Source organism: Marinobacterium rhizophilum DSM 18822, from assembly GCF_000378045.1.
Classification (GTDB): domain Bacteria; phylum Pseudomonadota; class Gammaproteobacteria; order Pseudomonadales; family Balneatricaceae; genus Marinobacterium_A; species Marinobacterium_A rhizophilum.
The window spans coordinates 112,207-135,079 of the sequence record NZ_KB899105.1 but is presented as its reverse complement, the minus strand read 5'-3'; the positions used below and the strand labels follow the sequence as shown (position 1 = coordinate 135,079).

Sequence of the window (22,873 nt, the reverse complement as noted above, 5' to 3'; positions counted from 1 at the left end):
AATGTTCCGCAAGCTGCTGGACGAAGGTCGTGCAGGCGAGAACGTTGGTGCGCTGCTGCGTGGCACCAAGCGTGACGACGTTGAGCGTGGTCAGGTCCTGGCCAAGCCGGGCTCCATCACTCCGCACACCCAGTTCGAAGGCGAAGTCTACGTACTGAGCAAAGAAGAAGGCGGTCGTCACACTCCGTTCTTCAAAGGCTACCGTCCGCAGTTCTACTTCCGTACCACAGACATCACTGGTGCCTGTGAACTGCCGGAAGGTGTTGAGATGGTAATGCCGGGTGACAACGTGCAGATGTCTGTTACCCTGATCAACCCGATCGCCATGGAAGAAGGCCTGCGTTTCGCGATTCGCGAAGGCGGCCGTACCGTTGGTGCTGGTGTTGTAGCTCGAATCATCGCCTAAGATCAGCTTGCTGATCTGAGGTGACGAAAAGGCCCTCTTCGGAGGGTCTTTTTTTATGCTCGGGATGAGCGTTGGATGATGGGGCCGGGATGCCCAACCGTGGTCGAGTCCGAAAGGCTGCAGTTCTGCCTAGGGCGCGGCGCAAATGTTGCTGTTTAATTAATAACCGCTTTCACTTGACGCTGCTTGCGCCCCTGAGTAGAATTTGCGTCCCTTCCTAGAAGGGTATGCCGGCTTCGGCCGTTCAAAAACTTTGATTAAGTGTGATCAAAATGCAGAATCAGAAAATTCGAATTCGTCTGAAGGCGTTTGATCATCGCCTGATCGACTCTTCCGCTTTGGAGATCGTAGAGACTGCAAAGCGGACTGGTGCTCAGGTGCGTGGTCCGATCCCACTTCCCACCCGCAAAGAGCGCTTTACAGTACTGATTTCTCCGCACGTCAACAAAGACGCCCGCGACCAGTATGAAATCCGTACCCACAAGCGTGTTCTGGACATCGTTGAACCGACTGAAAAAACAGTCGACGCACTGATGAAACTGGACCTTGCTGCGGGCGTTGAAGTGCAGATCAGCCTCGGCTAATTCAGCACTGCGCATTCTAATTTATATTCATGAAGCGCTGTTTGTGGAATGCCCTGTAAAGGGTAGCCGTAGTGGGTAACAGCCCCGTACACAACTGGCAAGAGGTTAAAAACATGACTGTAGGTCTAATCGGACGTAAAGCGGGTATGACCCGTGTCTTCACTGAAGATGGCGTGTCCGTGCCAGTCACCGTCATCGAGGTCGAGCCGAACCGCGTGACTCAGGTGAAAACCATTGATACTGATGGTTACACCGCTGTGCAGATCACCACTGGTGGCTGCAAGGCGAGCCGGCTGAGCAAGCCGGAAGCCGGTCACTTTGCTAAAGCTGGCGTTGAAGCCGGCCGCGGTTTGTGGGAGTTCCGCCTGTCGGATGACGAAGAAATCAACGTTGGCGATGCGCTGACAGTTGAGCGCTTCGAAGCAGGTCAGAAAGTAGACGTTACTGGTGAATCCAAAGGTAAAGGTTTCCAGGGTGCTATCAAGCGCTGGAACTTTAGCATGCAGGATGCCACTCACGGTAACTCTCTGTCTCACCGTGCTCCGGGTTCCATAGGACAATGTCAGACTCCTGGCCGCGTCTGGAAAGGCAAAAAAATGGCAGGTCACATGGGTGCTGAGCGCGTAACCGTTCAGACTCTGGAAGTCGTTCGCGTTGACGCTGAACGCAACCTGCTGTTGGTCAAAGGTGCCGTGCCGGGTGCTCCCGGCGGTGACGTAATCGTTAAACCGGCTGTCAAGGCTGGCGCCTAAGGGGAGGTTGACATGAATCTGAATCTAGCTGGAACTGCCGGTTCGGTTGAAGTATCCGACCTGGCTTTTGGTAAAGAATTCAACGAATCGCTGGTTCATCAGGTCGTTACGGCGTACCTGGCCGGTGGTCGTCAGGGTACCAAAGCCCAGAAAACCCGTTCAGAAGTATCTGGCGGTGGTGCTAAACCGTGGCGTCAGAAAGGTACAGGCCGTGCTCGTGCCGGTACCATTCGTAGCCCGCTGTGGCGCACAGGTGGCGTAACTTTCGCCGCTAAAACACGTGATCACGCTCAGAAAGTAAACAAGAAAATGTACCGCGCAGCACTGCGTTGCATCTTCTCTGAGCTGGTTCGTCAGGACCGCCTGGTTGTGGTTGAAGATTTCGCTATGGAATCTCCGAAAACCAAGCAGTTCATCGCCAAGCTGAACGAGTTGTCACTGAACAACGCGTTGCTGATCACTGAAGACGTTGAGCAGAACCTGTATCTGGCTTCTCGTAACGTACCGCACGTTGACGTGCGTGACGCTGCAGGCATCGACCCTGTCAGCCTGGTTGGCTTCGAGAAGGTTCTGGTAACTGTGCCTGCTCTGAAGAAAATCGAGGAGGTACTGGCATGAACCAGGCTCGTATTTATCAGGTGCTCATGGGGCCGCACATTTCCGAGAAGGCGACTATCGTAGCTGAGGGTTCTCAGCAGGTCGTTTTCCGTGTGGCAGACACTGCTACCAAGCAGGAAGTCAAAACTGCTGTTGAAGCACTTTTTAACGTTAAAGTTAAAGGCGTCAACATCCTTAACATCAAGGGCAAAACCAAGCGCACCGCGCGTGGTCTTGGCAAGCGGAACGACGTTCGCAAGGCTTATGTATGCCTGGCGGAAGGTTCCGAAATTGATTTCCTGGCTGGCGAATAAAAGGGGTTGAATCATGGCAGTTATCAAGACTAAGCCGACCTCTGCTGGACGTCGTCATCTGGTCAAGGTTGTTAATCAGGACCTGCATAAAGGCAAGCCTTATGCACCCCTGGTTGAGAAGAAGAGCAAGTCCGGTGGTCGTAACAACAACGGACGTATCACTACCCGTCATATCGGTGGTGGTCACAAGGCTCATTACCGTCTGGTCGACTTCCGTCGCAACAAAGACGGTATCCCGGCAACGGTCGAGCGTCTGGAATATGACCCGAACCGTTCCGCGCACATCGCCCTGCTGAAGTATGCAGATGGTGAGCGTCGTTACATTATCGCGGCCAAGGGTCTGAAAGAAGGTTCGGTTGTGCTCTCCGGCGTGAGTGCTGACATTAAAGTCGGTAATACTCTGCAGCTGCGCAACATCCCGGTGGGTTCTACTATCCACTGCATCGAACTGAAGCCCGGTAAAGGTGCACAGCTGGCACGTTCTGCGGGCGCTTCTGCGCAGCTCGTAGCGCGTGAAGGGACTTATGCAACCGTACGTCTTCGCTCTGGCGAAATGCGCAAGGTGCTGGTCGAATGTCGTGCGACTCTGGGTGAAGTTGGCAACAGCGAACACAGCCTGCGTCAGCTCGGTAAAGCCGGTGCCAAACGCTGGCGCGGTGTTCGTCCGACCGTACGCGGTGTTGCAATGAACCCGGTAGATCACCCGCATGGTGGTGGTGAAGGTCGTACATCTGGCGGTCGTCACCCGGTTACTCCATGGGGTGTGCCGACTAAAGGTCATAAGACCCGTAAGAACAAGCGTACCGATAAGTTGATCGTACGCCGTCGTTCTGCCAAGTAACTAACTTGAGGATACAGCTGTGCCACGTTCACTGAAGAAAGGTCCCTTTATCGACCTTCACCTGCTGAAAAAGGTAGAAGCTGCAATCGAGAGCAACGACCGTCGTCCTTTGAAGACCTGGTCACGTCGCTCTACCATCTTCCCGAATTTCGTGGGCATGACGATTGCGGTTCATAACGGTCGCCAACATGTACCGGTCTTTGTGACCGAAGACATGGTTGGTCACAAACTGGGTGAGTTTGTTCCTACGCGCACCTACCGTGGACATGCAGCCGATAAAAAGGCTAAGAAGAAGTAATGGGGGATAAGTGATGGAAGTTGCCGCTAAATTGAAAGGCGCCAGCCTGTCCGCCCAGAAAGCTCGTTTGGTCGTAGACCAGATCCGCGGTAAGGCAGTGGGCGAAGCTCTGAACATCCTGGCGTTCAGCCCGAAAAAGGGTGCGGCGATCATCAAGAAGGTACTGGAGTCTGCTATCGCGAATGCGGAGCATAACGAAGGTGCTGACATCGATGATCTGCGCGTTTCTACGGCCTTCGTTGACGAAGCGCCGAGCATGAAACGTATTAAGCCGCGTGCGAAAGGTCGTGCTGATCGTATCATCAAGCGCACCTGTCACATTACCGTCAAGGTCGCAGACTAAGCGCTGAGCTAGGAGAGTTCAAATGGGTCAGAAAGTACATCCGACCGGTATTCGCCTTGGCGTCGTAAAAGACCATACCTCTACTTGGTATGCAGACAAGGGCGAGTATGCCAGCAAGCTGCTCAACGATCTGAAGGTGCGTGAGTACCTTGAGAAGAAGCTGAGCAATGCATCTGTTAGCCGCGTTGAAATCGAACGCCCGGCGCAGAATGCAAAGATCACCATTTACACTGCCCGTCCGGGTATCGTAATTGGCAAGAAAGGCGAAGACGTCGAAAAACTGCGTAACGCTGTTTCCGAGATGATGGGTGTGCCAGTTCACATCAACATCGAAGAAGTACGCAAGCCTGAACTTGACGCTACTCTGGTTGCCCAGAGCATTGCAGGTCAGCTGGAACGTCGTGTGATGTTCCGTCGCGCTATGAAGCGTGCGGTGCAGAACGCCATGCGTATTGGTGCCAAGGGTATCAAGATTCAGCTGGGCGGCCGCCTGGGTGGTGCCGAGATCGCTCGTACCGAATGGTACCGCGAAGGTCGTGTTCCGTTGCACACTCTGCGTGCGGACATCGATTACTCGTCCTTCGAAGCGCACACCACTTACGGTGTGATCGGCATTAAAGTCTGGATCTTCAAAGGCGAAGTTCTTGGCGGCATCGAGCAGGTGCGCGCTGAGAAGAATGCGCCGAAGAAGAAAGCTAAGTGAGGTAGACGTCAATGCTGCAACCGAAACGTCTTAAATACCGCAAGGTGATGAAGGGTCGCAACCGCGGCCTGGCACTGCGCGGCAGTAAAGTAAGCTTTGGCGAGTTTGGTCTCAAAGCCACAGCCCGTGGCCGCATCACTGCTCGTCAGATCGAAGCTGCACGTCGTACCATGACTCGTCACGTTAAGCGTGGTGGTAAGATCTGGATTCGTGTCTTCCCTGACAAGCCGATCACTACCAAGCCGCTTGAAGTTCGTATGGGTAAGGGTAAAGGTAACGTTGAGTACTGGGTTGCCCAAATCCAGCCGGGTAAAGTGCTGTTCGAAATGAGCGGCGTTCCTGAGTCTCTGGCGACTGAAGCGTTCGCGCTTGCTGCTGCCAAGTTGCCTTTGGCTACAACCATTGTTAAGCGGACGGTGATGTGATGATTGCTAAAGAACTGCGGGAGAAATCCGTAGATGAACTTCAGCAGGAACTCCTGGGTCTGCTGAAGGATCAGTTCAATCTGCGTATGCAGAAAGCAACTGGTCAGCTGGCACAGAATCACCTGCTAAGCCAGGTTCGTCGCGACATTGCTCGTGTTAAGACTGTACTGAACGAAAAGGCAGGTGACTAAGTATGAGCGCTGAAAAACGTACTCGCACTGTGACCGGTAAAGTTATCAGTGACAAGATGGACAAAACCATCACAGTTCTGGTTGAACGCAAAGAGAAACACCCGATTTACGGTAAATATCTCAAGCGTTCTACCAAGCTGCACGCTCATGACGATAAGAACGAGTGTCAGATTGGTGACTGGGTGACCATCGCGGAAACCCGTCCTCTGTCCAAGACCAAAACTTGGTCGCTGGTTCGTATTGAAGAGCGCGCAGCGAAGGTGTAATATATTGCGCCTTTGCTCCATTTGCCGATTCGCCTGAGCTGCGCATCCAAAAGCATGTGCGGCGCGGGCGAAGGGCCATATATTTCTGGAGTAGACCATGATTCAGACTGAATCAATGCTTGATGTCGCTGACAACAGCGGTGCCAAGCGAGTGCAGTGCATTAAGGTCCTGGGCGGTTCTCACCGTCGCTACGCAGGTGTCGGTGACATTATTAAAGTTACCGTCAAGGAAGCAATTCCGCGTGGCAAGGTGAAGAAAGGCCAGGTTCTCAAGGCTGTCGTAGTACGTACCCGTAAGGGTGTGCGTCGTCCCGACGGTTCACTGATCCGCTTTGATACTAACTCTGCGGTATTGCTGAACCAGAACGACGCTCCGATCGGAACACGTATCTTTGGCCCAGTAACGCGTGAACTTCGCTCTGAGAAGTTCATGAAGATCATTTCCCTGGCGCCTGAAGTGCTCTAAGACCCGGTTGCTTTTTGACCGAGTACTTTGAAAACGCCATTCCCGAGAGGGTATGGCGTTTTTGAGCATGAGAGGGTTGCAGGAAACGACATAGGTATAACATGCGCAAGATTCGACGCGACGATGAAGTCATCGTCATCGCAGGTAAAGACAAGGGCAAGCGTGGCACTGTGCTGCGTGTGCTGGCTAACGATCGTCTGATCGTCACTGGCATCAACATGGTGAAGAAGCACACCAAACCTAACCCCATGCAGGGTAAGGCCGGTGGCATCGTTGAGAAAGAGGCCTCCCTGGCTGTTTCCAACGTAGCGATCTTCAATCCGCAGTCTGGCAAGGGCGACCGCGTCGGCTTCAAATTGCTTGAGGACGGCACCAAGGTGCGTATCTTCAAGTCCACCGGCGAAGTCATTGGCGGATAAGGGGGTTGTTGTCATGTCTAGACTGAAAGCGCTTTACAAAGAAACCGTTCGCCAGCAGCTGAAAGAAGAGCTGAACTCGCCGAACATCATGGCTGTTCCCCGCGTTACCAAAATCACCCTGAACATGGGTGTTGGTGAAGCACTGGGCGACAAAAAACAGCTCGAAAACGCTGTTGCCGATATGCAGGCCATCGCTGGTCAGAAGCCGGTCGTAACCCTGGCGCGCAAGTCTATTGCGGCGTTCAAGGTACGTGAAGGCTGGCCGATTGGTTGCAAAGTCACGCTGCGTGGTCAGCAAATGTGGGAATTCCTCGATCGTCTGGTCGACATTTCCATTCCGCGTATTCGCGATTTCCGTGGTCTGAACCCGAAATCGTTCGACGGTCGCGGCAACTACAGCATGGGTGTCAAAGAGCAGATCATTTTCCCCGAAATCGATTACGACAAGGTGGATAAACTGCGTGGAATGGATATCACCATCACCACCACTGCTCAGACCAATGAAGAGGGTCGTGCCCTGCTGGCTGCCCTGAACTTCCCGTTCAAGAAGTGATAGGGGGATATCATGGCTAAACAATCGATGAAAGCACGTGAAGACAAGCGTGCCGCGACTGTAGCTAAGTACGCCACTAAGCGTGCAGAGCTGAAATCTATCATCAACAGCCCGTCTTCTTCTGAAGATGAGCGTTGGGATGCACTGGTTGCGCTGCAGAAATTGCCGCGTGACGCTAGCCCGGCTCGTCAGCAGCGTCGCTGCCAGCTGACCGGTCGTCCGCATGGTGTTTACCGCAAGTTCGGCCTGAGCCGTAACAAACTGCGTGAAGCTGCCATGCGTGGCGATGTGCCGGGTCTTAAAAAGGCCAGCTGGTAATTCACCACTGGTTTTACGGTAAGCATGGTGGGCAGGGCAGAGCGCAGTACGCTCTGCTACCGCATCACGCTGCACAAGAGAGGAAGTTAAACGCATGAGCATGCAAGATACACTGGCGGATATGTTCACACGTATCCGCAACGGCCATATGGCACAGAAACAGGCCGTATCCATGCCGTCTTCCAAGCTGAAAGTATCAGTTGCAGAAGTGCTGAAGGAAGAAGGTTACATTGCCAGCTACGCAGTAGAAGGTGATGTTAAGCCGGTCCTCAGCGTTGAGCTGAAGTACTTCGAAGGTAAGCCGGTAATCGAAGAGATCAAGCGCGTAAGCCGTCCGGGCCTGCGTATCTACAAAGCTTCCAACGACCTGCCCAAAGTGGCCGGTGGTCTGGGTGTCGCGATCGTCTCCACCAGCAAGGGTGTGATGACGGACCGCGCTGCGCGTACCGCTGGAGTCGGTGGTGAAGTGATCTGCACGGTATTCTAAGGGGTTAACAATGTCTCGAGTTGGTAAAAAACCCGTTGTTGTACCTGCAGGCGTAGATCTGAAGGTCGATGGCCTGACCATCACCGCCAAAGGCAAGAATGGTCTTCTGAGCCTGGATGTTCATCCGACTGTTGAAGTTAAACAGGAAGAGAACACCCTGCTGTTCGCCCCCCGTGACAAGAGCAAGCTCGCTAACGCTCTGTCCGGAACCACGCGCTCCCTGGTGAGCAACATGGTTTTCGGTGTTGCAGAAGGCTTTAAAAAGACTCTGGAATTGCAGGGTGTTGGTTACCGTGTTGCGCTTAAGGGCAATGCACTGAACCTGACGCTGGGCTTCTCCCATCCTGTTGAGTACGAACTGCCTGAAGGTATTACTGCAGAGTGCCCGAACCAGACAACGATTGTTATCAGCGGTGCTGATAAACAGCGTGTCGGTCAGGTCGCCGCAGAGGTGCGTGGCTTCCGTCCGCCTGAGCCTTATAAAGGCAAGGGTGTTCGCTACGCTGACGAATATGTTCGCCGTAAAGAAGCGAAGAAAAAGTAAGGCAGGGTTATGAACGCTAAGAAACAAGCTCGTATCCGTCGTGCACGTCGTTCGCGTCTGAAAATGCGCGAACTGGGCGCCGTACGTCTGTGCGTCAACCGTACTCCGCGTCATATCTACGCACAGGTTATTTCTGAAGACGGTGGCAAGGTTCTGGCCTCTGCCTCAACCGTCGAGAAAGTACTGCGTGAAGGCGCAACAGGTAATGTTGAAGCGGCCCAGAAAGTGGGTGCGCTGATCGCTGAACGTGCTAAAGAAGCCGGTATCACCAAGGTTGCATTCGACCGTTCCGGGTTCAAATACCACGGTCGTGTTCAAGCACTGGCCGACGCAGCCCGTGAAAGCGGCCTGGAATTCTAAGGGGGTCGATTATGGCAAATCACGAACAGAAAGACGGCGATCTCCAGGAAAAACTGGTACAGGTCAACCGTGTCGCGAAAGTGGTTAAAGGCGGTCGAATCTTCGGTTTTACTGCTCTATGTGTTGTTGGCGATGGTAATGGCCGCGTAGGTTTCGGTCGTGGCAAGGCGCGTGAAGTGCCGGTCGCGATCCAGAAAGCTATGGAACAGGCTCGTCGCAACATGATCAGCGTTGAGCTGAATGGCGGTACTTTGCAGTACGCTATCAACGCTCGTCACGGCGCATCCAGAATCTACATGCAGCCTGCATCTGAAGGTACCGGCATCATCGCCGGTGGCGCAATGCGCTCTGTTCTGGAACTGGCTGGTGTCCACAACGTCCTGGCCAAGTGCTATGGCTCGACTAATCCGGTAAACGTTGTGCGTGCGACCATCAAGGGTCTGCAGAGCATGAACGCACCGGACGACATCGCGGCCAAGCGTGGCAAGACAGTCGCAGAGATCCTGGGGTAATCGACATGGCTAATACTTTGAAGGTAACTCTGGTTCGCAGCCCGATCGGCATTCTGCCGAAGCACAAGCTGTGTGTAAAAGGTCTCGGCCTGCGTCGTATCGGTCATACCGTTGAGGTGGAAGATACCCCTTCGGTCCGTGGCATGATCAACAAAGTCAACTACATGGTTAGTGTAGAAGGCGAGTAAGAGGAGTTCGTCACATGCGTCTGAACACTCTGAGCCCCGCTGCTGGTTCCAAACAGGCTCCGAAACGCGTAGGTCGCGGTATCGGTTCTGGTCTTGGCAAAACCGGTGGTCGTGGTCACAAAGGTCAGAAGTCCCGCTCCGGCGGTTCCGTTAAGCCGGGTTTTGAAGGCGGACAGATGCCTCTGCAGCGTCGTCTGCCGAAGTTCGGCTTTAGCTCCCGTAAAGCCCGCTATGTTGCTGAGATTCGTCTGAACGAACTCAATGCAGTAGTAGCGGACGTAATCGATCTGGCCGCGCTGAAAGCGGCGGATCTCATTAACCACGATATCAAAGTGGCTAAAGTGATCCTGTCTGGTGAGATCGGCAAAGCAGTGACTGTATCCGGTCTGAAAGTGACCAAGGGTGCACAAGCTGCGATCGAGGCTGCTGGCGGCAAAGTCGAGGCGTAAATGGCTAAACAAGGACAGATACCGGCGGGCACACAAAGCGGTTTGGGCGAACTCTGGTCTCGCCTGCGTTTTGTGCTGCTGGCGATCATTGTGTACCGGATCGGGGCTCATATCCCCGTCCCTGGTATCAACCCGGATCGTCTAGCCGCATTGTTTGAACAGAATCAGGGGACTATTCTCAGTCTCTTCAACATGTTCTCGGGTGGTGCGTTGGAGCGTATGAGTATCCTCGCACTGGGCATCATGCCGTACATCTCTGCATCTATCATTATGCAGTTGATGACGGTCGTGAGCCCCCAGCTCGAACAGCTGAAGAAAGAGGGTGAGGCGGGTCGTCGGAAAATCAATCAGTATACCCGTTACGGCACGGTGATCCTGGCGACCATTCAGTCGTTCGGGATGGCAGTTGGCCTGGCGAATCAGGGTGTGGCGTTCAGTGGTGACATCAGCTTCTATTTTGTAGCTGTCGTTACCCTGGTTGCAGGTGCAGTCTTCCTGATGTGGCTCGGCGAGCAGGTAACTGAACGTGGTATCGGCAACGGTATTTCGATTCTGATCTTCGCGGGTATCGTGGCCGGTCTGCCCAGTGCAATCGGTCAGTCCTTTGAAGCGGCACGTCAGGGTGATTTGAACATCCTGGCGCTGCTGGCGATCGCGGTCATGGCCGTGGCGACTGTTGGTTTTGTTGTGTTTATGGAACGTGGCCAGCGCCGCATTACCATCAACTATGCGAAGCGCCAGCAGGGCCGTCGTGTCTATGCAGCGCAGTCGAGCCACCTGCCGTTGAAGGTTAATATGGCAGGCGTTATTCCGCCGATTTTTGCATCCAGCATCCTGCTGTTCCCGGCGTCGGTCGGTCAGTGGTTTGGACAGACTGACGGTATGGAATGGTTGCAGGATATGGCGCTCGCGCTTGGTCCGGGTCAGCCGCTTTATATCCTGCTGTTTGCGATCTGCATCGTGTTTTTCTGCTACTTCTATACGGCGATTGTTTTTAATCCCCGTGATGTGGCAGACAACCTGAAAAAATCAGGTGCATTTATCCCGGGGATTCGCCCTGGTGAACAGTCCGCACGCTATATCGATACTGTGCTGGGCCGTCTGACATTGTTTGGTGCTCTGTACATCACCGCGGTATCTCTGATGCCTCAGTTCCTGGTGGTGGCATGGAATGTTCCATTCTACTTCGGCGGTACCTCATTGTTGATCGTGGTAGTTGTGGTCATGGACTTCATGGCGCAGGTGCAATCACACCTGATGTCTCACCAGTACGAGTCCCTGATGAAGAAATCTAACCTCAAAGGCGGTGGCGCAGGCTTCCTGCGTTGATACTGCTAATTGGAGTGGATCATGAAAGTACGCGCATCTGTTAAAAAGATTTGCCGTAACTGCAAGATCGTACGTCGCAACGGTTCCGTGCGCGTGATCTGCAAGGTAGAACCGCGTCACAAGCAGCGTCAGGGTTAATTCCCGGACGATTAGGGCGTAGAAGGCAAGCAGCCTTGATTTAATTTTGATCAGGGTGTACTATTGCGCGCCTTCTACGAACGTATTAGAAATATTATGGCGCTCACCTAGAAGTCTAGTGAGTGCCCTATGACGGAGTAAATTGAATGGCCCGTATAGCTGGCGTCAATATTCCTGACAATAAGCATGCGGTAATTTCTCTTACTTACATTTACGGGATTGGCCGCACAACCTCGAAAATGATCTGCGACGCTGTTGGTATCGCCCACAGCACTAAAATCGCAGATCTGACAGAAGAGCAGCTGGATAACGTTCGTGGTGAAGTTACCAAGCTGTCTGTCGAGGGTGATCTGCGCCGTGAGGTCAACATGAGCATCAAACGTCTCATGGACCTGGGGTGCTTCCGTGGCCTGCGTCACCGCCGCAATCTGCCGGTACGTGGTCAGCGCAGCAAGACCAACGCGCGTACGCGCAAAGGTCCGCGCAAGCCGATCCGTAAGTAAGTGGTAAGCGATAGGAATTTCCGATATGGCTAAGCCAGGTAATCGCACACGCAAGAAAGTGAAAAAGACGGTAGTGGATGGCTTCGCGCATATCCATGCCTCTTTCAATAATACAATCATCACCATTACCGATCGTCAGGGTAACGCGCTGTCATGGGCAACTTCTGGAGGCTCCGGCTTCCGTGGTTCGCGCAAAAGCACGCCGTTCGCTGCACAGGTAGCGGCAGAGCGCGCCGGTCAGGCGGCTCTTGAGTATGGTTTGAAAAATCTCGACGTGTTTGTCAAAGGTCCTGGACCGGGTCGTGAGTCTGCAGTGCGTGCACTGAATGCTTGTGGCTACAAAATTGCAAACATCACGGACGTGACGCCCATCCCGCACAACGGATGCCGTCCTCCGAAGAAACGTCGCGTATAAACTGGAGACGGTAAAATGGCCCGATATCTTGGACCTAAGTGCAAGCTGTCTCGCCGTGAAGGTACAGACCTGTTCCTGAAAAGCGGCGTTCGTGCACTCGACAGCAAATGCAAAGCAGAAGCTGTTCCGGGTATGCACGGCGCGCGCCGGGGACGTCTGTCCGACTACGGTCTGCAGCTGCGCGAGAAACAAAAAGTACGTCGTATGTACGGCGTGCTGGAACGTCAGTTCCGCAACTATTACAAAGAAGCGGCTCGCCGCACTGGTTCCACAGGTGAAAACCTGCTCCAGCTGCTGGAAGGCCGTCTTGATAACGTGGTGTACCGCATGGGCTTTGGCTCTACTCGCGCGGAATCCCGTCAGATCGTGTCTCACCGCCAGATCACTGTAAACGGTCAGGTTGTGAACATCGCATCGTACCAGGTTAAAGCTGGTGACGTGGTCGCAGTTCGAGAGAAGTCGAAGAACCAGCTGCGTATCAAGAGCGCTCTGGAGCTGGCTTCTCAGCGTGCAGCTGTTGAGTGGGTTGAGGTAGACGCAGGCAAAATGGAAGGCACTCTGAAAGCCGTTCCTGAGCGTAGCGATCTGTCCGCCGACATCAACGAGCACCTGATTGTCGAGCTGTACTCCAAGTAATTCTTGAACTCTTTATTGGTGGAACTATGCAGCGTTCTGTAAACGAGTTTCTAAGCCCGCGTCACATTGACGTACAGGAAATCAGCAAAACTCGCGCGAAAGTGACTCTCGAGCCGCTGGAACGTGGTTTTGGCCACACGCTGGGTAATGCACTACGCCGCATTCTGCTGTCTTCTATGCCGGGCTTTGCCTTCACAGAAGTAGAAATTGATGGCGTGCTGCACGAGTACAGCACGATTGAGGGCGTTCAGGAGGATGTCATTGAGATCCTGCTGAACCTGAAAGGCGTTTCGGTAGCACTTTACAATGGTGAAGAAGTTACCCTGACCCTGAGCAAGTCCGAGCCGGGTCCTGTGACAGCTGGTGATATCCAGCTGACCCAGGATGTGGAAATCGCAAACCCGGAACACGTGATCGCTCACCTGAACGAAGGTGCGAGCCTGAACATGCAGCTGAAAGTAACCCGCGGTCGCGGCTACGTTCCTGCTGACACTCGTATCAGTGACGAGGATGAAACTCGTGCTATCGGTCGCCTGCAACTGGATGCTACCTACAGCCCGGTACGTCGCGTTTCCTACGTAGTAGAAAGCGCGCGCGTCGAGCAGCGTACAGACCTGGACAAGCTGGTAATCGACATCGAGTCCAACGGAACAATTGATCCGGAAGAGTGCATTCGTCGTGCTGCTACTATTCTGCAGCAGCAGCTGGCGGTATTCGTGGATCTCGAAGATGCTGCGGACCAGGCCAAGGTCGAGCCGGCCGAACCGGAAATTGATCCGGTTCTGCTGCGCCCGGTCGATGACCTGGAGCTGACTGTACGTTCCGCCAACTGTCTGAAAGCAGAACAGATCTATTACATCGGTGACCTGATTCAGAGAACCGAAGTAGAGCTGCTGAAGACTCCGAACTTGGGCAAGAAGTCGCTGACCGAGATCAAGGACGTGCTGGCATCCAAAGGTCTGTCTCTGGGTATGCGTCTTGAGAACTGGCCACCTGCCAGCCTTAAGAACGACGATAAGGTCGCGTCCTAAGGCAGCGAGTTGAACTGACTTAAGTTGGTAAGGACTTAACAAATGCGTCATCGTAAATCTGGTCGTCATTTTAATCGTACCAGTGCGCACCGCAAAGCGATGTTTAAAAACATGGCAGTGTCTTTGTTCGAACACGAACTGATCAAGACTACTCTGCCGAAGGCGAAAGAACTTCGCCGCTTTGCTGAGCCGCTGATCACCCTGTCCAAGATTGACAGCGTGGCTAACCGCCGCCTGGCTTTCTCTCGTACACGCAGCAAAGAAGCCGTAGGCAAGCTGTTTAACGAGCTGGGTCCGCGCTACAACGCTCGTCCGGGCGGTTACGTTCGCATTCTGAAATGCGGCTTCCGTCCTGGTGACAATGCTCCGATGGCTTACGTAGAACTGGTTGGCCGTCCGGCTGGCCTGACTGCAGTCGACGAGTCTGCTGAAGACTAAAATCTTCAGCTGCGCAAAATACAAAACCCGGCCAGTGGCCGGGTTTTTTTATGCCTCGAGGAACCGTCGGCGGACAGGAAACCTGTAGGGTGGAATGAGCATGCGAATTCCAGCGAGACTTTCAGGCGATTCCAAAGCTTATTCCACGATTACCATCGCGGGTAACCGATACCAGCAGTGGAGCGCCACCCGGTGGAGCGCCACCCGGTGGAACGCCACCCGGTGGAGCGCCACCCGGTGGAATTCGCGCCTTCGGCACTCATTCCACCCTACATAGTATGCAAACGGGGCGGGTTAACCCGCCGCGCTTCGCGCCCGGGCTTGGGCTTCCAGCAGCGGTTTGAGGAAGCGACCGGTATGGGAGTGTTCGCAGGCCGCGACCTCCTCCGGCGTGCCGGTGGCGATGATTTGGCCGCCGCCGGTACCGCCCTCCGGCCCCAGGTCGATGATCCAGTCAGCGGTCTTGATCACATCCAGGTTGTGTTCGATAACCACGATGCTGTTGCCGTGATCACGCAGCCGATTCAGCACGTTCAGCAACTGCTGGATATCATAGAAGTGCAGACCGGTGGTCGGCTCATCAAGGATATACAGGGTTTTGCCGGTATCGCGTTTGGACAGTTCCTTCGCCAGCTTGACGCGCTGGGCTTCACCACCGGACAGTGTCGTGGCGGCCTGGCCGAGACGGATGTATGACAGGCCCACATCCATCAGGGTCTGGAGTCGGCGCGCCAGCGCAGGGATGGCATCGAAAAATTTGCGGCCTTCCTCGACGGTCATGTCCAGCACTTCATGAATGTTGCTGCCCTTGTACTTCACTTCCAGCGTTTCACGGTTGTAGCGTTTGCCTTTGCAGACATCGCAGGGCACGTAGATATCGGGCAGGAAGTGCATCTCGACCTTGATCACACCATCGCCCTGGCAGGCTTCGCAGCGCCCGCCCTTGACGTTGAAGCTGAAACGGCCCGGCTTGTAGCCGCGTGAACGGGCTTCCTGGGTGCTGGAAAACAGCTCGCGGATGGGAGTAAAAATGCCGGTGTAGGTCGCCGGGTTGGAGCGCGGCGTACGGCCGATGGGGCTTTGGTCGATATCGATCACCTTGTCGAACTGGTCCAGCCCTTCAACGCTGTGATGCTCGGCGGCATCCAGGGTGGTGGCGTGGTTCAGTTCGGTGGCGGCGATGGGGTAAAGGGTTGCATTGATCAGGGTGGACTTGCCCGAGCCTGACACGCCGGTGATGCAGGTAAAGAGGCCGACCGGTATTTCCAGGTCAACATCCTGCAGATTGTTGCCACGGGCGCCGTTGAGCTTGAGCAGTTTCTCCGGGTTGAACGGCAGCCGTGCCCCAGGCACTTCGATCCGGCGGCGTCCGCTCAGATACTGGCCGGTAATGGAGTCTTCGTTGGCCATGACCTGCGCGGGGGTGCCGCTGGCGATGACTTCGCCGCCGTGCACGCCGGCGCCGGGACCGATGTCGATGACGTAGTCGGCCAGCAAGATGGCATCTTCGTCATGTTCCACCACGATCACCGTGTTGCCGAGATCGCGCAGGTGACGCAGCGTCAGCAGCAGGCGTTCGTTGTCGCGCTGGTGCAGGCCGATGGAGGGCTCATCGAGAATATACATGACCCCGACCAGGCCCGCGCCAATCTGGCTGGCCAGGCGAATGCGCTGGGCTTCGCCACCGGACAACGTATCGGCATTACGATCCAGCGACAAATAGTCGAGACCCACGTTCACCAGAAAGGACAGGCGCAGGCGGATTTCCTTCAGAATCTTGTCGGCGATCTCGCCCTGTTTTCCGCTCAGCTCGAGTTGATCAAAATAGTTGCAGCATTCACCGATGGGCAGGCGGGTGATCTCAGGCAAGGTGCGTTCGTCAATAAATACGTGCCGTGCCTCACGGCGCAGGCGGCTGCCGTGGCATGAGGGGCAGGGCTGCATGTTGAGGTACTTGGCCAGGTCCTCGCGCACCATTTCGGATTCGGTTTCGCGGTAGCGCCGTTCCAGATTGTTGAGCACGCCCTCAAACGGATGGGCCTTTTCAATGGTGTCGCCGCGGTCGTTGACGTAACGGAATGGAATGCTGTCGCGCCCGCTGCCGTTGAGAATCATTCTGCGGTGTCTTTCGTCCAGCTGGCTGAAGGGCGTATCCATATCAAAGCCGGCGTGCGAGGCCACGGCCTGCAGCTGCTGGTAATAGTAAAGACTGCGACGATCCCAGCCGCGGATGGCGCCTTCGGACAGTGTCAGGCTGTTGTCGTGCACCACCTTGTGCGGGTCGAAGTACTGGCGCACGCCCAGGCCATCACAGCTGGGACAGGCGCCATGGGGGTTGTTGAACGAAAACAGCCGGGGTTCGAGTTCCTGAATGCTGTGGCCGCAGGTCGGGCAGGCAAAGCGGGCGGAGAAGATCAGGTCGTCGCCATCGCCGTCCATGTAGCTGATCTTGGCCAGACCGTCAGTGAGGGCCAGCGCGGTTTCAAAGGATTCCGCCAGCCGGGTGCTAAGGTCTTCACGTACCTTGAAGCGGTCAATGACCACTTCGATATCGTGTTTTCGGTTCTTGTCCAGTTCGGGCGGGCTGTCCAGGTCGACGACGATACCGTCGATGCGGGCACGGACAAATCCCTGGGTGATCAGCTCGCTGAGAATATGCAGGTGCTCACCCTTGCGGCCCTGAATAACCGGCGCCAGCAGCATCAGCTTGCTGCCTTCGGGAAGTTCCAGCACCTGATCCACCATCTGGCTCACGGTCTGGGCGGCCAGCGGCAGGTCATGGTCGGGGCAGCGCGGCTCGCCGGCACGGGCATAGAGCAGGCGCAGGTAGTCGTAGATTTCGGTAATGGTGCCCACTGTCGACCGGGGGTTGTGCGATGTCGACTTCTGCTCGATCGAGATGGCCGGCGACAGCCCTTCGATATGATCGACATCGGGCTTTTCCATCACCGACAGGAACTGGCGCGCATAGGTGGACAACGATTCCACATAACGTCGCTGACCCTCTGCATAGAGCGTGTCGAAAGCCAGCGAGGACTTGCCGGAGCCGGACAGTCCGGTGATGACCACCAGCTTGTCACGGGGAATATCCAGGTCGATGTTTTTCAGGTTATGCGTGCGAGCGCCGCGCACCAGAATCTTGTCCATATACCTTCCCGACGAAGAGACCAAAGCCATTGATTATATAGCGTTCACCGCCGAGCCAACACCGGTGTGAAGGCTCATTTCACCCGGCGGGTTGTCCCGGGATTCGAGCAGTCGGTGGAATGGTACCGTGGCATATGGGCTGTCGCGGTCTTTTGCCTTTTTCGGCCCGAACAGATCGCAGGGAAAACAGGCGGATGCTTTGGCGTACCAGGGCCGTGCGCCCTGGCAATCGGGCCAGCTGCATCAATACAGAGTTCAGCGGCTCTGCGGGTCGATGGCCCGGTCGATGTGGCGCCGAATGTTGCGCTGGATTCTGCTTGCATGAAGAAAAAGTGACCGCGGTCAATCAGCCCGTAACCGTAACTGATGAAGAGGTTTAACTCCTTAATCGGCCGTATTAGAATGGTGTTTGTGCGGTGCAGCATTCGCGCGCGCGGCAGAATGGAGAACAATATGTTTGCAAACAAAGAGACCAGCGAAACGGTGGGCCAGAGCGTAGCGGAAGGCATCGCATTGGTGAAAGCCATGGGTGCTTCGGTGCAGGATTCGGTGCTCAAGATCGAGCAGGTAAACAAGGGATTCGTCGAGGCGCTTTCGGGCGCCAAGGCGGCGGATGCCTTGTTCTGCGCGCAGACAGACTATGTTCGCGGCTTTGGGCAGGTGACGCAGGATACGGTACTGGATCTGACTAACCTGACGCATCAGGCTATGACCCGCTATTTGGATCGGGTCAGTGCGCAGCTGAGAGCATCGTCGCCAGTCGCGAAGTCCGCCCCGGCCGAGGAGCCTGAAGTCGCAGTTGTGGCAGAATCCGCAGCCCCGGTCGAAGAGCCTGAAGTTGCGGCGGTGGCAGAACCCGCAGCCCCGGCCGAAGAGCCTGAAGTCGCAGTTGTGGCAGAACCTGCTGTTCCTGCCGAGGAGCCTGAAGTTGCGGTTGTGGCAGAACCCGCTGCCCCGGCCGTGGAGCCTGAAGTTGCGGTTGTGGCAGAATCCGCTGCCCCGGCCCAGAAACCTGAAGTTGCGGTTGTGGCAGAACCCGCTGCCCCGGCCGAGGAGCCTGAAGTTGCGGCGGTGGCAGAACCTGCTGCTCCGGCCCAGGAACCTGAAGCCGTCGTTGCAGCTCAAGCTGCTGAAACCGTTGCGGCCGCCACGGTCGAGGCCAAGCCGGAAGCACCGGTGAAGAAAGCCGCTGCCAAGCCGCGCCGTACGACGCGTACACCGGCCAAAAGGGGCCGCAGCCGGTAACACCCTCTTCTGCGCAGATGCAAAGCCTGGGCTCTGGGAGTGCAGCCCGTTAGCGTCCAGGCGAGTCCGAAGGCGCGTAAAAGCGCTCATCTTCCAGGTAAGCACCGTCTCGCAGTACGCGAACTTCGGTTCGGGAATGGCAGCCAGTGGGTGGGGCGGCCGGCAGAGCCGACCACACCACTACTTCGAGTCCTGTGGCTGCCGTGCAGTTGAAATTTCGCGGGCGATGACCTCAAGCGCATTATCGTTGCGAATGCCACAGAAACCAGCATGCACCTGCGCCCGTTTCTGTAGCGTGATGTACAAATACGTAGGGCACCTATTTGTACGCTAGGTTAATCAGGACTATCTGGGGGCGTATAGCAGCGCTCCTCCCTTACGAGCGCTGAACGGTCGCACTCCAAACGTGTTCTATGCTGGAACAGTGGCATAAAGAACCACAGTATTTCAAAGACAGCCCAGTCCATTACTTTGCGGGACTAAACACCTAGAGTTCACCGCCATAGCGCTTAATCGGTGCAACCTTGAGGGGCGAGAGTTGGAATAGACGCAATTCCGTGTCCCCTCCAAATGACTCGACCGAAAGACTATTTGCACCGTGGGCTCCGAATACGAGATTTGAGAGTACAACTTCGCCGTCATTCACGAAGACTTCGATCGAGGTTGTATCAACAATGATGTCCAGCGTGACAACACCATCGCGCGCCGGAGCGGGGGCCTTTCGAACCTCGCGGTACACCTCGGGCATCGAGTTGGCTATCGCATCCCTGTCACGCATGACAAAGACAGTGTCATCCGCGAAGTTGTATCCGACTATCGCAAAGTGCTCCCCCTTTTCCTTGAGACGGAACCGGACCTCATTGGCATCTGAGGCTGCGTCAAGCTCGACCCGGAGTCGGTAGGCATCGGATTCCGGCTGGGGGAGTGTTGTCTTCGCGGTAGCCGTCACCCGTACCTTGGAACGCACCTCGGCATTGCCCTCAAGCTGGTCGACTGTGTTTACGGGCTGCGAGACGAGCACTGGCTTGCCGTTGACCAACCGCAGCTCGATGCGCCGCACGATCGAGTTGGCGCCGCCATGCCAGTCGTCGGTCGGGAGCCTGGTGGCGTAGGCCCAGTTGTTGAGCCAGCCGATGGCATAGCGGGAGGCGAGGCGTTCGGCGTCGTTCTGGCGCGGGTCGTCCCACGTCACGGTGGCGTAGAAGTCGGCGCCCGAGTCGAGCCAGCGCGGTTCGTCTTGGTCCGCGGTGAAGCGTTCGCCGTCCCAGTCACCGGTCCAGTATACGGTTCCCGTGGTCCTGCCTTTTTTGAAACCGTTCGCGCCTGTCGCCAGCACCCATCGCGTTTTTGCCGGGTCACCGTCGACCGACATGCGGAACAGGTCGGGACACTCGAGAATACCCAGGTCGTCGCGCTCGAAGCCCGATTGGTACGTCCAGCGCTTCAGGTCGGGCGAGGTGTAAAAGCCGATCTTGTGGCCCTCGGCGAGTGCCATGAGCCATTCGTCGCGGGCGTCGTCCCAGATGATCTTGGGGTCACGCCAGTGATCGGCGCCCGGGTTGTCCATGACAGGGTTGCCGTCGTAGGCTTCAAAGCGATAACCGCCGTCGGTCGAGACGAAGAGAGACTGGCGCTGCACGCCTTCGTGCTGCTGGGTCATGATGGCGATCACCGCGCCGGCGCCAAAGCCTGCGGTGTTATTTGTGTCGATCACGGCGCTGCCGGTCTCGATGTCGCCGAGGCCGTTTTTGTACTTGTCGATCGCGACGCCATGTTCCTGCCAGTGCACCAGGTCGGTCGAGGTCGCGTGATACCACTCGGTGCCGTTCCCTTGGGGGTAGTCGGCATTGTAGAGGTAGTAGTAGTGCCAGACGCCGTCGATCAGGATCGGGCGCTGGGGATCATTCATCCAGTGCTTGGCGGGGGTGAGGTGCACGGCGGGCCGATAAGGCGCCCAGTCGGCCGGGCGCGAGAACAGGGATGCTTCAGTTGGTAACGGGGACAACCGTGCGGCATCGGGTGCAGTTTCAGAACTGGATCCGAAAACGACGGCTACCGCGATGCTAGAAGTGAAGAGCGCGACAAGCGCGCAAACCGTTACACGCTGGCGCGTTGCAGATCTTGGGATGAGATTGTGTCTCATAATCCTCCGTATCGAAATGTTGACCAGAAACGGTTCACCGAAGGTACTCAAAGAACACCTCGATGTCGCTGGTCAGCACGAAATCAATTGAAAAACAGGTAGACGCCGCGCGCCCTAGATTTCCTGCCGTGCAGCAGGAAAACGGGGCTGCTTTTCGAGATTGCGCTGCAGTCGCCCTGATAAGACAAGAGAGGGGAAGGATACGCCGGCCTGTATAGGCACTGCATCCCACCCCTCCTAAGTTTGAGCAAATATAATCAGAGGCGCTGTTACTTCAGCGGCTTGACCTGCCCGCCCGGGTTCACATTGATCTCAGCCGGGATATCGGCCCAGCCACCCAGGCCATTGCCGTTGACGCCGTAGGAATAATCAACCGACGACGAGTCACCGTTGATGTTGATCTTCACGGTGGGTGCCAGGGTGCCGCCGCGACGGAAGTTGTCCTTGACGCCGATTGTGTCGATGAATGACTGGACCAAACCACCAGGCATCACGTAGTGCGAGTACGACTGGAACTGGCCGGGGTGCTGGTTGTAGTCGGGATCGAACGGGGTCCCGGGCCAGTAGTTGAGGTTCGTCGGGTTACCCAGCACCAGGCCGGATCCCTGGTTCATCGGCTGGTAATCGCTGCGGATACCGTTGCCCACGAAGCCGTACACGCCCTCGGGGCCTGTAATGCCGGCCGCGTAGGTGGTGCTGTGGCTGATGGTGAAGAGGTAATATTTACCGTCTTGCTGGTAGATCTGCGGCCGTTCGGTCTGGTCGGTTACGCAGTTTGCCGACAGGATCGGCGGCAGGAATTCCCACTCGGTAAGGTCGTCGTTCAATGCCTTAGCCAGACCCACGTTGCCGATCTGGAAGGGTGCACCCGACTCGTTGACCTGCCTTACGGTCTCGGCGTAGGGGTCGCCGTCCCGGTAGCCGAGGTCATCCGCGTCGCACTGGGCAGTTGCTCGATCCATGGCCGAGTTGCCCTCGAACACCATAAAGGTCTCACCTGGGTGAGCCGGGTCCTCGAAGGTGAATGGGTCGCGGAAGTTGAAGTACGGGTTCTGCTCAGCGGTCTGGTAGTAGGTGCCGTCTGCCTCGAGCAGCGAAATGACCTTGTCGAAGCCGGTGAACTTCACGCCGTTCTTGTTGGCATGCACATGGCCCACGCTGAGCGCGATCCGCGGGTCGTACGGCTTGATGTCCGGGCCGCCATTGGGGTCACGATAGAAGGCGACATCCGTGAAGAACAGCTTGATCTCGCCGCCCGGGAAGATGCGCGCCGAGCCTGACCACTGGGTCTGGTGGCTGTAGGACTGGTCCTCGAAGATCTGGCCGGTGACGCCTTCGTCAAAGACGAGGCCGCCGTAGGTCCAGCCACCGTTCTCCGGTCGCTGGTCAGCGGGGATGCCGGCCGGACGGTAGAAGTAGCCGATCTTTGCGAATACGTGGCGCTCGTCGAAGCCGAGGTTCCGGTCGGCAACGAGGGAGAAGATGATTTCCTGCCCGTTGACACTGTACTGCTTCGCGTCAGCGTCGGTCAGAGGCCAGGAGTCCCACACCCAGACCTGTTCGTTCGACATGTCGGGGAAGTCCTGCGGGACGTCGGGCATGGTGTATTCCGCAGGCATCGAGTTCTGACGTGAGCCGGCCGTCGGGTCAGACATTCGCTTGATCTGGCGCGCGTCCGCCCGAGTCCACTTCGCAGTGAAGTTGCTCTCCGGTGCAAAGGCCTGCTGTGTGTGAAGGGTCGGCTCGGGACCCGGTTGTAGATAGGGTTCTGCGACAGCGGCGGTTGCTACACCCATGAGCATTCCCAGCATTGGGAGTGCCGGTTTACTACA

The 22,873-nt window shown here is 56.1% G+C and carries 33 protein-coding genes; 30 read left to right on the top strand and 3 right to left on the bottom strand.

The genetic code is table 11. The annotated features are described in order from the left end of the window. From F451_RS0117580 to rplQ, 29 genes are all read left to right on the top strand, one after another. On the top strand, window positions 1-406 hold a 406-nt coding region (locus tag F451_RS0117580), incomplete at its 5' end, for an EF-Tu C-terminal domain-related protein (RefSeq protein ID WP_020682714.1). Window positions 407-678: 272 nt separating this feature from the next. After that, the gene (gene rpsJ / locus F451_RS0117575; RefSeq protein ID WP_026291857.1) at window positions 679-990 is read left to right on the top strand and encodes a 30S ribosomal protein S10; all 312 of its coding nucleotides are present in this window, start codon (window positions 679-681) and stop codon (window positions 988-990) included. A gap of 113 nt (window positions 991-1,103) precedes the next feature. Further along, complete coding sequence (gene rplC, locus F451_RS0117570) at window positions 1,104-1,742, top strand: 50S ribosomal protein L3 (RefSeq protein WP_026291856.1); 639 nt, start codon at window positions 1,104-1,106, stop codon at window positions 1,740-1,742. A gap of 12 nt (window positions 1,743-1,754) precedes the next feature. Beyond that, window positions 1,755-2,360 carry a 50S ribosomal protein L4 gene (gene rplD, locus F451_RS0117565; RefSeq protein WP_020682711.1) on the top strand — a complete coding sequence of 202 codons (606 nt, stop codon included), beginning with the start codon at window positions 1,755-1,757 and terminating at the stop codon, window positions 2,358-2,360. Next, window positions 2,357-2,653 (top strand): 50S ribosomal protein L23, encoded by a 297-nt coding sequence (gene rplW / locus F451_RS0117560; RefSeq protein ID WP_020682710.1) that lies wholly within the window; start codon window positions 2,357-2,359, stop codon window positions 2,651-2,653. The genes rplD and rplW overlap by 4 nt, the downstream gene beginning before the upstream one ends. Window positions 2,654-2,666: 13 nt before the next feature. After that, on the top strand, window positions 2,667-3,494 hold the full coding sequence (gene rplB, locus F451_RS0117555; RefSeq protein WP_020682709.1) for a 50S ribosomal protein L2: 828 nt from the start codon (window positions 2,667-2,669) through the stop codon (window positions 3,492-3,494). A 19-nt stretch (window positions 3,495-3,513) separates the two neighbouring features. Beyond that, on the top strand, window positions 3,514-3,792 hold the full coding sequence (gene rpsS, locus F451_RS0117550; protein ID WP_020682708.1) for a 30S ribosomal protein S19: 279 nt from the start codon (window positions 3,514-3,516) through the stop codon (window positions 3,790-3,792). A gap of 10 nt (window positions 3,793-3,802) precedes the next feature. After that, on the top strand, window positions 3,803-4,135 hold the full coding sequence (gene rplV / locus F451_RS0117545) for a 50S ribosomal protein L22 (protein ID WP_438362339.1): 333 nt from the start codon (window positions 3,803-3,805) through the stop codon (window positions 4,133-4,135). Window positions 4,136-4,157: 22 nt separating this feature from the next. Beyond that, a complete protein-coding gene (gene rpsC / locus F451_RS0117540; RefSeq protein ID WP_020682706.1) occupies window positions 4,158-4,838 on the top strand; it encodes a 30S ribosomal protein S3 in 681 nt (226 codons plus the stop codon). An 11-nt stretch (window positions 4,839-4,849) separates the two neighbouring features. Continuing rightward, window positions 4,850-5,263, top strand: coding sequence for a 50S ribosomal protein L16 (gene rplP / locus F451_RS0117535; protein ID WP_020682705.1), 414 nt, complete (start codon window positions 4,850-4,852; stop codon window positions 5,261-5,263). Then, entirely contained in the window at window positions 5,263-5,454 is a 192-nt protein-coding gene (rpmC, locus tag F451_RS0117530) for a 50S ribosomal protein L29 (protein WP_020682704.1), read from the top strand. The genes rplP and rpmC overlap by 1 nt, the downstream gene beginning before the upstream one ends. A gap of 2 nt (window positions 5,455-5,456) precedes the next feature. Further along, the gene (rpsQ, locus tag F451_RS0117525) at window positions 5,457-5,720 is read left to right on the top strand and encodes a 30S ribosomal protein S17 (protein WP_020682703.1); all 264 of its coding nucleotides are present in this window, start codon (window positions 5,457-5,459) and stop codon (window positions 5,718-5,720) included. Between the two features lie 97 nt (window positions 5,721-5,817). After that, complete coding sequence (gene rplN / locus F451_RS0117520; protein WP_020682702.1) at window positions 5,818-6,186, top strand: 50S ribosomal protein L14; 369 nt, start codon at window positions 5,818-5,820, stop codon at window positions 6,184-6,186. A 101-nt stretch (window positions 6,187-6,287) separates the two neighbouring features. Then, on the top strand, window positions 6,288-6,605 hold the full coding sequence (gene rplX, locus F451_RS0117515; RefSeq protein WP_020682701.1) for a 50S ribosomal protein L24: 318 nt from the start codon (window positions 6,288-6,290) through the stop codon (window positions 6,603-6,605). Between the two features lie 13 nt (window positions 6,606-6,618). Next, a complete protein-coding gene (rplE, locus tag F451_RS0117510; RefSeq protein ID WP_020682700.1) occupies window positions 6,619-7,158 on the top strand; it encodes a 50S ribosomal protein L5 in 540 nt (179 codons plus the stop codon). 12 nt (window positions 7,159-7,170) lie between these two features. Next, on the top strand, window positions 7,171-7,476 hold the full coding sequence (gene rpsN, locus F451_RS0117505) for a 30S ribosomal protein S14 (RefSeq protein ID WP_026291855.1): 306 nt from the start codon (window positions 7,171-7,173) through the stop codon (window positions 7,474-7,476). A 94-nt stretch (window positions 7,477-7,570) separates the two neighbouring features. Then, window positions 7,571-7,963: a 30S ribosomal protein S8 gene (rpsH, locus tag F451_RS0117500; RefSeq protein WP_020682698.1), complete on the top strand. Its 393-nt coding sequence runs from the start codon at window positions 7,571-7,573 to the stop codon at window positions 7,961-7,963. Window positions 7,964-7,973: 10 nt separating this feature from the next. Further along, window positions 7,974-8,507, top strand: a complete 534-nt coding sequence (gene rplF / locus F451_RS0117495) for a 50S ribosomal protein L6 (protein WP_020682697.1) — start codon at window positions 7,974-7,976, stop codon at window positions 8,505-8,507. Between the two features lie 9 nt (window positions 8,508-8,516). After that, window positions 8,517-8,867, top strand: a complete 351-nt coding sequence (gene rplR, locus F451_RS0117490; protein ID WP_020682696.1) for a 50S ribosomal protein L18 — start codon at window positions 8,517-8,519, stop codon at window positions 8,865-8,867. A gap of 11 nt (window positions 8,868-8,878) precedes the next feature. Continuing rightward, a complete protein-coding gene (gene rpsE, locus F451_RS0117485; RefSeq protein ID WP_020682695.1) occupies window positions 8,879-9,379 on the top strand; it encodes a 30S ribosomal protein S5 in 501 nt (166 codons plus the stop codon). A 5-nt stretch (window positions 9,380-9,384) separates the two neighbouring features. Further along, entirely contained in the window at window positions 9,385-9,567 is a 183-nt protein-coding gene (gene rpmD / locus F451_RS0117480) for a 50S ribosomal protein L30 (RefSeq protein ID WP_020682694.1), read from the top strand. Between the two features lie 14 nt (window positions 9,568-9,581). Then, the gene (gene rplO, locus F451_RS0117475) at window positions 9,582-10,016 is read left to right on the top strand and encodes a 50S ribosomal protein L15 (RefSeq protein WP_020682693.1); all 435 of its coding nucleotides are present in this window, start codon (window positions 9,582-9,584) and stop codon (window positions 10,014-10,016) included. Beyond that, the gene (gene secY / locus F451_RS0117470) at window positions 10,017-11,345 is read left to right on the top strand and encodes a preprotein translocase subunit SecY (protein WP_026291854.1); all 1,329 of its coding nucleotides are present in this window, start codon (window positions 10,017-10,019) and stop codon (window positions 11,343-11,345) included. Window positions 11,346-11,366: 21 nt separating this feature from the next. Next, a complete protein-coding gene (gene rpmJ / locus F451_RS27315; RefSeq protein WP_007021200.1) occupies window positions 11,367-11,483 on the top strand; it encodes a 50S ribosomal protein L36 in 117 nt (38 codons plus the stop codon). Window positions 11,484-11,629: 146 nt separating this feature from the next. Next, window positions 11,630-11,986 carry a 30S ribosomal protein S13 gene (rpsM, locus tag F451_RS0117465; protein WP_020682691.1) on the top strand — a complete coding sequence of 119 codons (357 nt, stop codon included), beginning with the start codon at window positions 11,630-11,632 and terminating at the stop codon, window positions 11,984-11,986. Window positions 11,987-12,011: 25 nt separating this feature from the next. After that, window positions 12,012-12,401, top strand: coding sequence for a 30S ribosomal protein S11 (gene rpsK / locus F451_RS0117460; protein ID WP_020682690.1), 390 nt, complete (start codon window positions 12,012-12,014; stop codon window positions 12,399-12,401). A 15-nt stretch (window positions 12,402-12,416) separates the two neighbouring features. Then, a complete protein-coding gene (gene rpsD, locus F451_RS0117455) occupies window positions 12,417-13,037 on the top strand; it encodes a 30S ribosomal protein S4 (RefSeq protein ID WP_020682689.1) in 621 nt (206 codons plus the stop codon). A 26-nt stretch (window positions 13,038-13,063) separates the two neighbouring features. After that, window positions 13,064-14,068, top strand: coding sequence for a DNA-directed RNA polymerase subunit alpha (locus F451_RS0117450; RefSeq protein ID WP_020682688.1), 1,005 nt, complete (start codon window positions 13,064-13,066; stop codon window positions 14,066-14,068). Window positions 14,069-14,110: 42 nt separating this feature from the next. Beyond that, complete coding sequence (gene rplQ / locus F451_RS0117445) at window positions 14,111-14,506, top strand: 50S ribosomal protein L17 (RefSeq protein WP_020682687.1); 396 nt, start codon at window positions 14,111-14,113, stop codon at window positions 14,504-14,506. A 294-nt stretch (window positions 14,507-14,800) separates the two neighbouring features. On the opposite strand, the gene uvrA is transcribed toward rplQ, so the two are convergent. Beyond that, window positions 14,801-17,653, bottom strand: a complete 2,853-nt coding sequence (gene uvrA, locus F451_RS0117440; protein WP_020682686.1) for an excinuclease ABC subunit UvrA — start codon at window positions 17,651-17,653, stop codon at window positions 14,801-14,803. Between the two features lie 453 nt (window positions 17,654-18,106). Between uvrA and F451_RS26845 the strand changes: the two genes are divergently transcribed. Next, a complete protein-coding gene (locus F451_RS26845; protein WP_020682685.1) occupies window positions 18,107-18,898 on the top strand; it encodes a hypothetical protein in 792 nt (263 codons plus the stop codon). 487 nt (window positions 18,899-19,385) lie between these two features. Here F451_RS26845 and F451_RS25895 read toward each other — a convergent pair whose 3' ends face one another. Both F451_RS25895 and F451_RS0117425 read right to left on the bottom strand, forming a co-directional pair. After that, entirely contained in the window at window positions 19,386-21,041 is a 1,656-nt protein-coding gene (locus F451_RS25895; protein WP_051103961.1) for a glycoside hydrolase family 32 protein, read from the bottom strand. 269 nt (window positions 21,042-21,310) lie between these two features. Continuing rightward, window positions 21,311-22,837, bottom strand: a complete 1,527-nt coding sequence (locus F451_RS0117425) for a glycoside hydrolase family 68 protein (RefSeq protein ID WP_205624031.1) — start codon at window positions 22,835-22,837, stop codon at window positions 21,311-21,313. Window positions 22,838-22,873 lie beyond the last annotated feature (36 nt).